The following is an 11,885-nucleotide window of genomic DNA, read 5'->3' on the forward strand; positions in this document are numbered from 1 at the left end:
TAGTAACCACCTCACCGACGAACCTTCCTGAGGCCTCAACCACGTATTTTGATGTACTTCTCGGGTTCTCTATGAAAGGGCGAGGCCGCTCGCGCATATCTATCGACTTAAGAACTAGCTCCAACGCAAGAGATCCATAAGCCATGCAAAATGATTTCTCTACAAGAGTAGTTCAGCTCATATTAGAAGTTTTGCGTAAGTCCTTACGCGCAGCCGTATTTATATTTGTAGGAGCAGTAGTTGGCTACTCTGTGGGCATGGTTGAATGGCTTGTAGCTACGGTCTTCGTCAATTCGGTGATGCCAAAGTTCGGTCTGGTCGGCTATAGGCTGAGCGAAGATGAATATTTCATTATCATCTGCATCGCGCTGGTCGTGGCAATTGGCGTCGCAGCGAAATTCGCACGACCGGGTAATGCGACAGATATCTGGTTTCTCGACCATATTGACAGCAAGCGCAATCAATTTGAGCAATGGGTGAGGATTTCGGCTAGTAGTAAATTTGCAAAGAACGTTGCACTGCTCTGCTTGGGGCTTGCAGTCGCGCTGGGCGCAATGCTGTATTTCCAGCGCCCTCACACCTATGAGGCGTGTCTAGACAAGTATGTGGCGAAGGCTAGAACCAATCAGATCGCACTGATGATGAGAGAGTCGTGTCGAAGGCGGTTTGGGGGAGATCTAGATCCAGAAACAAATGGACGCAGGATAAGTAGACCTACGGAATTGCGCGGTGGAGCGGATTGAAGCTCCTTGTTTCCATGCAGGTAAAACGGGAGAAATGGCAACTGGTCCACTTTGGCTACACGATACTGACCAGCCGGGATTGGCAGCAACAGGTTCGTATTTGCGCGTTTCGCAGAAGCGAAGTAGCACCAGTTCTCGCCGCTCGTCGGAAAGCTTGGAAAAACAACTGGCAGGGTTTGGCAGAATTCAGGTCGACATCGCTGGAACTTTGGCTACGCTTTGCGCCTGATACATAACTTTTGCAGTAACCAACAAACTTACTCGTTGCATTTTTCTTTTAACTCAATGAGATAAGACCCCTATAGCAGAGCAATCGCGCCTACCAATTCCGTGAAACAGCCCCGCACTGTCGGGGCTGTTTCATGTCCGCAGCATGGGACTCGAACCAACTCCGCCTGAATCAGACGCACGTCGAGACGTGCTGCAGGGTTGCGTGCCAAAGCACGCGATGCGCCAGAAGCACAGGCGAGTCCAATCGCGCCTACCAATTCCGTGAAGAAGCCCCGCACTGTCGGGGCTTCTTCATACCCGCCGCAGCGGCCTCGAATCCACTCCGTCTGAACCGGACGCACGCCGAGGTGTGTTTCGGGGCTGCGTGCTGAAGCACGCGATGCGCCCAAGGCGCAGGCAAGTCCAAGCGCACCACCCCTTCTTTGATAAAGCCCCGCACCGTCGGGGCTTTATCAATTCTGTAGCGCGCACATCTGTAGCGTGCACCTAGACACTGCCCCTCTCCCCCTCCAGCGCACGCGAGCGACACGACACAGCCCGTCGACTGATCCCCCAGGTTCACAGGCAGCGCGCCACAGAGCACAGAAACCTGAGCGTGGAACCCGTTCCTGCCCCGTATAGGCCGAGTGAACCCGGCAGATCACGCGTCAATTGGGAACACCCGGAAGAGCGTTCCGGGAGTCATGTCATTACCCAATTTTCATGCGGCCATTTTGTTTCCGGGGCGGACTGGCGACTCGATCTTCGGAAACACCTCGAAGCTCTTCACCAGCACCAGATCCCGCTTGCGGAATTCCGGCTCCAGCAACCGGAACACGCGCTCGTTGTTGTAGAACGGCGTCATCGGCCACATGTGGTGCACCAGATGATAGTTCTGGTACTGGAGCAACAGATTCATCAACCACTCACGGCCTTCCCGGACGCTGGTCGCGCGCGTGAAGTTGTCGGACTGCCGTAGGTCCATCTTGTCTTTGTTCCAATGGTTATGCGGCAGCCAGAAAAACGTGAAGCCGATTCCCAGGAACATCAACCGTGACGGAAGAAACGACAGCCAGAAATACTCGGCGCCATACCCGGCGGAAATGAGCCCCCCAATCACGGCAGCACCCAGCGCCAGATAGGGGATCAGCTCGCGAATGACTTTCTTCACGATCGGGGCGTCACTGCGAATCAGACGCAGCGTATACATGACATCGATGAGCAACCAGCGAAATGGAAGCGAGTACCACGCACCGTGGCTCCACGAATCCGGATCCTTGGTCCCGTCATTGGTAAACCGATGGTGCTCCATATGCGCCCAGCGCATGAGACCCAGGTTCGCATAGGGAACGACCAGGGTGATAACCAGCTGACCCAGCGCATCATTCAGCCGGCGGTTCTTGGCAACCGCACCATGGATGGAGTCATGGACTGCGCTGAAAAACCAGTAGTAGATGAACGCCAGCAGCGTTGCAGCAAGCCAAAAGGGAATTGTTTGAGTGACGGCAGCGACGATCAGCCCCACCGCGGCCGTGGTGCCCCCGGCCACGACGCCGACAACCGGAATTGAGAGCGTGGGCGCCGAAGTGAGTCGCTTGAACTCTGCCCGCTTCGACTCCGGTATCGACAGCGGCTTTCCAAGGTCTTCAGTCATGAGGGGTCTCCAGAATTGAGTCGATTTGCCTTCTTCAGGGCTCTGTTCGATGTACCGATTCGCGCAGAAAGATCTTCCTGCCGCGTCGACTCCGGGACCAGCGCCGGACCCGCCTATAACGTGTCATTAAGCGACAACCGTGCCTTTTTCGGAATACAGTGCCTGGAATGACGAGGTCGGAGCCGGCATCTTGAACAAAGCCCGAATTGCCACGACATACACCCGAATTCTGGCGCGAACCCTGGGACTTAAAGGCAATGCAGTACAGCCGTTACTGCAAGGCACGGATGTCACGCCCACCGACATCGAATTCGAGAAGCGTGAGCTGACCCGGGCAGAGCAATATCAGATCATCGAAAACGCCCTGAAACTTACAGATCAGCCGGGGCTGGGCCTGCTCGTCGGCGAGCAGGTCGAGATGTCCACGCATGGCATCCTGGGACTCGCGGCCATGACGTCGGCAACGCTCAACGAAGCCCTGTCGATCATCACCAAGTACCATCCCGTACGCGCCCCTTTTTTGAGCATCCAGCAGGAGCAATCGGATCGCGATCTGATCATCCGTTTCGGAACCGTTGATGACATCAGCGAGCCGGTCAGTCGTTTTCTGATCGAAGCCTTCGCATCAATGCTGCAGACCATCGTGGAGCGCATCGTCGAAGACGAGGTCACAAATGCGTCCCTTCTCCTGACGCTGACTCCATCACAGGCCTGGGAGACTTACCGGCAGCATTTCCACTGCGCAGTCACGCGGACCGACGCGGCGCTCTGCGAATACGCGATCCCTCTGGCACTGGCCAACATGCCGTGTCCGACACGCAACGAAGCGCTGCATGAGCGCGCTGAAGTGGGATGCCGAACACTTGCAGATCAGATTGCCGGACAAGCGACATGGCGCGGCAAAGTTGAGGCACTGTTTCGGGTGGGCCATGCGGCATTTCTTTCGCTGGAAGACTGCGCACAACTGCTTCACGTCTCGTCACGAACACTCAATCGCAGACTGTTGGCCGAGGGCACCAGCTACCACGCCATGGTTGACTCGAGCATGAAGTCGCTGGCCGTGCACCTACTGGGGGAAACGACCCTGACTGTGGACGCCATCGCCTACGATCTCGGATACGAACATCCGTCCAACTTTCGCCGGGCATTCAGGCGGTGGTTCGGCATGTCCCCGGCCACCTATCGGAAGCAGCATCTGAACACCCAACGCCAGTTGCCATAGCACTGCGCGACTCTAAACCCGCAGGTGCATAGGCCTGCTATAGAGAAATCAGCCGCAAGGGTGGTCTGCCCGCGTCACAACCAGAAACAACGCGGCAGAGCTTGCGATTCCCGTTGTCGAGCCGACACGGGTGATGCGATTCCGATGCACGCAAGCCGCTCAATTTCCTCTTGCAGGTCCCTCTTGGAGCGCACCAAAAGCGATGCCGCAGGTGAAACTTTGCGGCGCTTTTCAGGTCCAGCAGGAGTCGCGATCACGTTCTTCCCCCAGGACCTGCGACAGAGGAGACATGGCAGTGATTGACGGCAGCAGTACGCGTCGGGCATCGGCGCGGCGGGCGTATGCACGCCTGCACCCGATCGCGGCGAATCGGGGCCATCTGATTTCGCCATGAGCAACGTCGCGTCTGAATCGCCCCGCACACTCGGCCGCTGGCGGCAAATGCTGCAATTCCCGCTGGGCGGCGCACCGGCAGCGGCCCTCACCATTCTGCTGTTTTCACTGGCGCTGTGGATGCTGCACCGCGAGCTGGGCGACTTCCATCCATCGCAGTTTTCGGCGCAGTTGCGTGCGGTCACGCCGCAGGCCATCGCATGGGCACTGCTGCTCACCGGCGCCAGCTACTTTGTACTGACGCTGCATGACGTGATCGCACTACGCGCCATCGCGCGAAAGCTGCCGTACTCGCTGGTCTCCCGGGTGGCGTACCTGTCCTATGCCATCGGGCACAACGTCGGCTTCGCCGCGCTGTCGGGTGGCGCGATGCGACTGCGCATGTACGGCAGCGTCGGGCTGACGACCCTGGAGATCACCAGCATCGTCGCCATCGGCAGTGCGACTTTCTTCATGGGTGCGGCCTTGCTACTGGACCTGTCGCTGCTGCTTGACGCCGGCGATGCCGCGCGCGTGTTGCATATCACCAACGTCACGGCGTCTGTCGGCGGCTGGGGTCTGCTGGCGCTGCTGCTGGCGTATGTCGCAATCGCCGGGCGCAAGCGGACACTCGCTATCGGCTCCTGGAGCGTCAACACACCAGGCGCCACCACCACAGTGCTGCAATTTGTCCTCGGCGCACTCGACATCGTCTTCGCCGCCAGCGCGTTCTATGTCCTGCTGCCGGCGGACCCGAACCTGTCGCTGCCGGCATTCACCGGTCTGTACGTCGTCGCCATGGTCGCAGCGCTGGCCAGTGGCGTGCCCGGCGGTATCGGGGTCTTCGAATCGATCCTGCTGGTCCTGCTGCCACAACAGTCGCCGGGTGCCGTGCTTGCCGCCTGCGCACTGTATCGGGCGATCTACTATCTGCTGCCGTTCGCAGCGGCACTGGCGCTGATGGTCGTGCAGGAAGTTGCACTTCGCGGCAAGACCGTCCGGCGTCTGGCCCGCGGGGCTGGCGGCTGGATCGGCCTGGTCACACCGCAGGTACTGGGCGTTGCCGTGTTCATTGCCGGCACGGTCCTGCTGATCTCCGGCGCCCTGCCCAGCGTCGGCTCGCGCATGGGACTGATTCCGCTGCCGCTGGTCGAACTGTCCCATCTGGCCGGCAGCGCGACAGGAGCGGGACTGCTGATCCTCGCGCGTGGCCTGCTGCAACGGATCGATGCCGCCTACTACCTGACCCAGGTCCTGCTCGCCACCGGCATTGCAGCGTCGCTGCTCAAGGGGGGCGACTATGAAGAAGCCAGCCTGCTGCTGGCCGTCATGAGCGCGCTGCGCCTGGCGCGCCCACGCTTCGACCGTCACGCCACCTTGCGCGCGATCGGCGTTTCCGGGCCCTGGCTGGCGGCAATCGCGATCACCCTGCTGGCCAGCATCTGGATCGGCCTGCTCGCATTCCGCCACGTCCAGTACCACGACGCCTTGTGGCTGCACTTTGCCCTGAACGCCGACGCGCCACGCATGCTGCGCGCGGCACTGACAGCGGTTGCCGTCGCAGCAGGATTGCTGCTGTGGCTATGGTTGTCGCCGGCCCGGCCGCGCCTGAGCCTGCCCGACGCGCGCGATCTCGAAGACGCTGCGGCCTGCGTTCGTCGCAGCACGCAAACTTCCGCGAATCTCGTCTTCACAGGCGACAAGCGCCTGCTGTTCTGTGACGAGCGCGACGCCTTCATCATGTTCCAGGTCAGCGGTCGCAGCTGGATCGCGATGGGGGATCCGGTAGGCAATCCGCAACGTTTCGATCTGCTGGCGTGGCGCTTCCGCGAGCTGTGTGATCGCCACGCTGCGTGGCCGGTGTTCTATCAGGTTGGCGCCAAACTGCTGCCAATGTATCTGGACCTAGGACTGTCGCCGGCCAAGCTCGGTGAAGAAGCACGTGTGGCACTGGCGGACTTCAGCCTTGAGGGTCCGCGTCGTGCCGATATCCGTCACAGCCACCGCCGCGCACAGCGCGACGGTGCACAGTTCGAGCTGCTGCAGCCCACGCAGGTCCAGGAGCAACTGAACGCACTGCGGCTCGTTTCAAACCGCTGGCTCAGCAACAAGAGCGGCGCCGAGAAGGGCTTCTCGATCGGCGCATTTACGCAGGACTATGTCACGCGGTTTCCCTGCGGCGTGGTCCGCGTAAATGGGGAGATTGTCGCGTTCGCGACGCTGTGGTGTACCGAGGAACGCCAGGAGCTGTCGGTAGATCTGATGCGCTACGACCAGCGCGCGCCCAAAGGCGCGATGGAATTCCTGTTCGCCGAACTGATGCTGTGGGGCAAGACCGAAGGCTATGCCTGGTTCAACCTCGGCGTGGCACCGCTGGCCGGGCTTGAGGCGCACCCGCTGGCGTCACCCTGGCACAAGCTCGGCATCTTTATCTATCGGCAGGGCGAGACCTTCTACAACTTCGACGGCCTGCGGCGCTACAAGGCCAAGTACGACCCGCAGTGGCAGCCGCGCTACCTGGTTTCCCCCGGCGGCCTGCGCCTGCCCCGCGTCCTGCTGGACACAGCCAGCCTGATCGGCGGTGGCGTACGTGGCGTGATCCGCCGATGAGTACGGCGCGGCAGTGCCTGTCGTTGCGGATGCTCGCGCTGATTGCGGTGATCATCGTCGTGATGGTCGCTGCCACGAGCCGGATCGGCATGGACCTCGACGTTGACGTTCTCGATCATGGCCGCCTCAAGTCCGTCCGGATCTTCTCGCCCCAGCAGGATCATCGGGGATTCGTGCTGCTGCTGTCGGACGCTTCCGGCTGGCGCAGCAGTGACACACGCCTGGCCCGACTGCTGGCCGATGCGGGCACCTACGTCGCCGGCATCGACAGCGCCCAGCTTACCTCCGCACTCGACGCCGACAGCCCGTGCAACTTCGCCGACGGTGATCTGGAAAACCTGAGCCGTTTCATTCAGGCGTATCTGCACCGTCCGGTATACGACGCGCCCCTGCTGGTGGGTCGCGGCGCCGGCGCAGCACTGGCCTACGCGACGCTGGCCCAGGCTCCCCCGACGACATTCTCCGGTGCGCTCTCGATCGGTTTCGAACCGCAACTGCAAGGAAACCATCCGCCATGCAGCGCCAACGCCCTGCGCACCGTCGCGCAGGGAACGCAGTGGGGCCTGGTGCCACCAGCCGACGACGCGCTGGCGTGGACGGTAATGCAGACCGATCCCGCCTCCGCCGCGACAAAAAAGTTTGTCGCCGCCGTCCCCGGCGCACGCATGATCGAACTGCCATCCGCCGCGCATCCCGGATTTTCCGATGCCGCCTGGCGCAAGACTTTGCTCGATGCGATGCACAGCGGCTGGCCCGATATCGGCACCACCGCGGTGGCCACCCTTGAACCGGACCTGCCAGTCACCGAAGTGCCCGCCACCCGCACCCTGACCGTAGACGATCGCTTTGCGCTACTACTTTCTGGCGACGGCGGCTGGGCCGGACTCGACCGCGGTGTTGCGGAAGCACTTGCGGCGCAGGGCGTGCCCGTCGCTGGCCTGGACACCCTGCGCTATTTCTGGACCGCCAGAACGCCCGACTCGATCGCAAGCGATCTGGATCATCTGCTGCACCGCTACGCGCAGCAATGGCATCGCACACGCGCCATCGTCATCGGCTACTCCCAGGGTGCGAACGTATTGCCGGCCGCGTTGAACCGCCTGCCCCCCGCAACCACACAGATGATCGACAGCACCGTGCTGATGGGACTGCAGACACACGCAGCGTTTGAGTTTCATATCGGCAACTGGTGGCACATCTCGGAGCGCGATCCATCCACCGATCCGGAACTGGCGCGTCTGCGAATTCCTGCGCTCTGCCTGTATGGCACCGAGGAACACGATAGCGCGTGCCCGCTGACACATAATCCGGTGATTCAGGTGCAGCAACTGCAGGGCGGCCATCACTTCGACGGCGACTACACTGCGCTGGCGTCACGCATCCTCGCGTATCACGCCGGAGCCTGAACATCCGGCCAGACACCGGACAGCATCGCCTGGCGCGCTGGGCAGCCCCACAAAAGCCGCCTTCAACGCCGCTGGCTATGGCCTCGCCGGGCGAAATGCTGACGCCAGCTTCAACGCCCGCAACCGTGGCGTCTTCTTGGTTTGATGGGCCTGCATGCGCTTGAGGATCTCGTCCAGTGCGGACACAGCATCAGCAACGTGCAGGCCCTTGTTCAGCATCACGCATTCGGCACGGTTGCCCATGGCCGCATCGGTGACTTCGGCGCGTGAGCGCATACCGCGCTTGGCCAGACTTTCGAGCACCTGCGTCGCCCAGATCACCGGCACGTGTGCCGCCTCGCACAGCCACAGCAGCTCCTCCTGGACTTCAGCCAGACGACCGAAGCCGCATTCGACCGCCAGGTCGCCGCGCGCGATCATGACGCCGCAGCGGTCATAGCGCATCGCCGCCAGCAACAGTTCAGGCAGATGCGCGAATCCGGTTTGCGTCTCGATCTTCAGCACGATCGCCGGGCGCTCCGGACCCAGGCGTTCGATGGCCTGATGCAGCTGGATCACATCGTCCGCGCGATTGACGAACGACAAGCCCACCATGTCCGCGTGCCTGGCGACAAATTCGAGGTCCGCGAAATCCTTGTCGGTCAGCGCCGGAATTCCCAGTGCCGTATCGGGAAAATTGATGCCCTTGTCCGCCGACAGCTTGCCGCCGTCCGGCGGCGCCTGCGTGATACGAACCCAGGCTCGATCGCCATCGCCGTGCTCCACCACCCCGCCGATACGGCCATCATCAAACCAGACGCGCTCGCCGGCACGCACCGCCGCCAGGGCCCCGGGCAAGGTACAGCCGAGCGTCGCCGGTTCAAGCAGGTTGCCCTCGCCATCAAGGCGGGCCGGTCGTCCGGGCGAGTCATCCCCGTGCAGCACCAGATGATCACCGCACCTCAACAGTAATGGGCGTTCGCGACGCGCAATGGCGTCTTCGGCGATCTCCGCCTCGGCGTGCGCCACTGGACCATCGCTGCTGCGGCGCAGGCGCAAGCCGGGAACGAGATACGCGGACTTGCTCGCGGTTACCCAGCATCCTGCCGCGGCGATGTCATCGACCCGCCAATGACGATGCGCGTCGCGCGCATCGTCGAACTCGATCTGATCTCCGGCCCGCAGGCGACGCAGCCAGTCCGCCGCTATCGGCAACACGGCGTCCGCAGGACCCGGCGCCGGCTGCGGTCGATCCAACGCCGTCAGCCAGATTCGCGCCGGGCGGATGACGCGCCCGAATGCGTCACGCTGCGGCCGTACGCGCATGACCGCTGGCCCCGGTTCGATCGATCCGGTGCGCAGCTTGGGTCCGCCCAGGTCCATCAGTACGCGACAACGCCTCTGCGTGGATGATTCGGCCCGGCGCAGATGCCGGATCATGCGTTGCCACGCGTCGGCATCGTCGTGCGCACAATTGATCCGCATGCAATCCATGCCGCTGCGCAGAAGATTCAGCACCAACGCATCGTCATCGGCCGCTTCGCTGGGCATCGTCACCATGATGCGGGTCCGGCGGCCCTCCGGCGCCACGCCGAAGAGATCTTCGGCATGCCGCTGCAACAGACGCTCGCCGTACTCGAATCGATGCGCCGTTGCCGCGCACGGCACCGGCTCCGAGGCTCCGGACGCGCCGGCCGGAAGCACCGCCTGCGCTGCACGAATCACTGCATCCAGCGTCGCCAGAACGTGGGCTTCGGCGCGCCCCAGCGACGACAGGCCCTGCTGTGCCAGCTGTTCCTGCAACGGTCGCAAATCCTGCTGGCGCAGCGCGATGTAATGCAACAGATTGCGCGCGCTCTCGACGTATTGCGGTGAGATCCCGGATAGATCGGCAGCCGCATGGTCCGCGAACTCCGCGACGCGCTGGCGCAATGCGAGCAGATTTTCCAGACTCAGCGCCGCATCGTCACGGGCCGGACCCGCATTCAGCACAGCAGCGCGATCAGCAGATGAAGCGAACATCGGACGACTCAAGCGGAACCGGAGCGGACCATTCACCGTAGTGATTCTGCGTGAAACCTTGATGGCAAAACCATGACAGGGAAGCCACAGCACCGCGATACCCCCGTCAATGAATCAGTAGAATCGAGCGTCTGGAACCGCCCCCAGCGCAGCAAGCTGCGCCCCACTGCCATTCGCCTGGAGCCCCTGATGACCGTCACCGCACGCCCCCCAGCGCTCAGCGATCCCGGCCTGTTGCGGACCGGATGTCTGATTGATGGCGCCTTCGTCGGCTCACCGGAGCTGTCCGTGCGCAATCCCGCCACCGGCGATGAGATCGCACGCGTTCCGAACCTGGGCAGCGAACACACACGGGCTGCGGTAGACGCGGCGTCTCGCGCCTTTGGCCCCTGGTCGAGGCGCACCGCCAAGGAACGCAGTGCGATTCTGCGGCGCTGGTTTGAGCTGATGCGCGAGCATCGTGACGACCTTGCGCTGCTATTGACCTCTGAACAGGGCAAGCCGCTGGCCGAGGCGCGCGGCGAGATCGACTACGGTGCGTCCTATGTCGAGTTCTACGCCGAAGAAGCCAAGCGCATTGCCGGCGAGATTCTGCCGAGTCACCGCAGCGATGCCCGCATGCTGGTGCAGCGCCAGGCCTGCGGCGTCGCCGCGGCGATCACGCCGTGGAACTTCCCCAACGCGATGATCACGCGCAAGGTCGCACCGGCGCTGGCGGCCGGCTGCACCGTGGTGGTCAAACCGGCCCCGGAAACCCCGCTGTCAGCGCTGGCGCTGGCGGAACTGGCGCAGCGCGCCGGCTTCCCGCCAGGCGTGTTCAACGTCGTCACCGGCGACGCGCAGGCCATTGGCGGCGTACTGACCAGCCACCCTGCGGTGCGCGTTCTGAGCTTCACCGGCTCGACCGCAGTCGGCAAGCTGTTGATGCGGCAATGTGCGGATACGGTCAAGCGCGTGGCGCTGGAGCTCGGCGGCAATGCACCCTTCATCGTCTTCGACGACGCTGATATCGACGCCGCAGTCGAAGGCGCGATGGTGTCCAAGTACCGCAATGCCGGGCAGACCTGCGTCTGCACCAATCGTTTCTATGTGCAGTCCGCGGTGTACGACACCTTCGTCGCCAGACTGACCGATGCCTCGCGCGCGCTGCGCCTGGGCAATGGCGCCGAAGCCGGCGTAACGCAGGGGCCGCTGATCAATGCGGCGGCAGTGGAAAAAGTCGAACGCCATATCGCCGACGCGACGCAGCGCGGCGCAAAGATCGTGCTCGGCGGCGCACGTGATGCCCTCGGCCAGACTTTTTTCCAGCCGACCGTGTTGGTCGACGTGCCGGCGGACGCCCTGATCACACGCGAGGAAACCTTCGGCCCGGTCGCACCGGTGATCCGCTTCGAGCACGAAGACGAAGTCATCGCGATGGCCAACAACACCGACGCCGGGCTGGCCTCGTATGTCTACACGCGCGATCTCGGCCGCGCGTTCCGGGTCTCCGAGTCGCTCGAATACGGCATGGTCGGCCTCAACACCGGCCTGATCTCCACCGAGCTGGCGCCGTTCGGCGGCGTCAAGCAATCCGGCAACGGACGCGAAGGCTCACACCACGGCATCGACGAATATGTCGAGATCAAGTATGTCCTCGTCGCCGGTCTCGGCACACCCACCTGAGG

At 62.5% G+C, this 11,885-nt stretch carries 7 protein-coding genes; 5 read left to right on the forward strand and 2 right to left on the reverse strand.

The features are described from left to right. Positions 1 to 143: 143 nt before the first annotated feature. Positions 144 to 743, forward strand: a complete 600-nt coding sequence (locus tag E4T66_RS13690) for a hypothetical protein (RefSeq protein WP_136849612.1) — start codon at positions 144 to 146, stop codon at positions 741 to 743. Between the two features lie 931 nt (positions 744 to 1,674). On the opposite strand, the gene E4T66_RS13695 is transcribed toward E4T66_RS13690, so the two are convergent. After that, complete coding sequence (locus E4T66_RS13695; protein WP_136849613.1) at positions 1,675 to 2,607, reverse strand: fatty acid desaturase family protein; 933 nt, start codon at positions 2,605 to 2,607, stop codon at positions 1,675 to 1,677. Between the two features lie 190 nt (positions 2,608 to 2,797). On the opposite strand from E4T66_RS13695, the gene E4T66_RS13700 reads away from it, so the two are divergent. The 3 genes from E4T66_RS13700 (at position 2,798) to E4T66_RS13710 (ending at position 8,217) form a co-directional block, all read left to right on the forward strand. Further along, the gene (locus E4T66_RS13700; RefSeq protein WP_169577619.1) at positions 2,798 to 3,829 is read left to right on the forward strand and encodes an AraC family transcriptional regulator; all 1,032 of its coding nucleotides are present in this window, start codon (positions 2,798 to 2,800) and stop codon (positions 3,827 to 3,829) included. Between the two features lie 390 nt (positions 3,830 to 4,219). Next, a complete protein-coding gene (gene mprF / locus E4T66_RS13705) occupies positions 4,220 to 6,811 on the forward strand; it encodes a bifunctional lysylphosphatidylglycerol flippase/synthetase MprF (RefSeq protein WP_136849615.1) in 2,592 nt (863 codons plus the stop codon). Beyond that, positions 6,808 to 8,217 carry an AcvB/VirJ family lysyl-phosphatidylglycerol hydrolase gene (locus E4T66_RS13710; RefSeq protein WP_136849616.1) on the forward strand — a complete coding sequence of 470 codons (1,410 nt, stop codon included), beginning with the start codon at positions 6,808 to 6,810 and terminating at the stop codon, positions 8,215 to 8,217. The genes mprF and E4T66_RS13710 overlap by 4 nt, the downstream gene beginning before the upstream one ends. 75 nt (positions 8,218 to 8,292) lie before the next feature. On the opposite strand, the gene E4T66_RS13715 is transcribed toward E4T66_RS13710, so the two are convergent. Further along, positions 8,293 to 10,218 (reverse strand): pyruvate kinase, encoded by a 1,926-nt coding sequence (locus E4T66_RS13715; RefSeq protein ID WP_136849617.1) that lies wholly within the window; start codon positions 10,216 to 10,218, stop codon positions 8,293 to 8,295. Between the two features lie 189 nt (positions 10,219 to 10,407). Here E4T66_RS13715 and E4T66_RS13720 point away from each other — a divergent pair, with 189 nt between their 5' ends. Continuing rightward, positions 10,408 to 11,883 (forward strand): NAD-dependent succinate-semialdehyde dehydrogenase, encoded by a 1,476-nt coding sequence (locus E4T66_RS13720; protein ID WP_136849618.1) that lies wholly within the window; start codon positions 10,408 to 10,410, stop codon positions 11,881 to 11,883. The last annotated feature ends 2 nt before the right edge of the window (positions 11,884 to 11,885 follow it).

Source organism: Sinimarinibacterium arenosum (genome assembly GCF_005047655.1).
Classification (GTDB): Bacteria; Pseudomonadota; Gammaproteobacteria; order Nevskiales; family Nevskiaceae; genus Solimonas.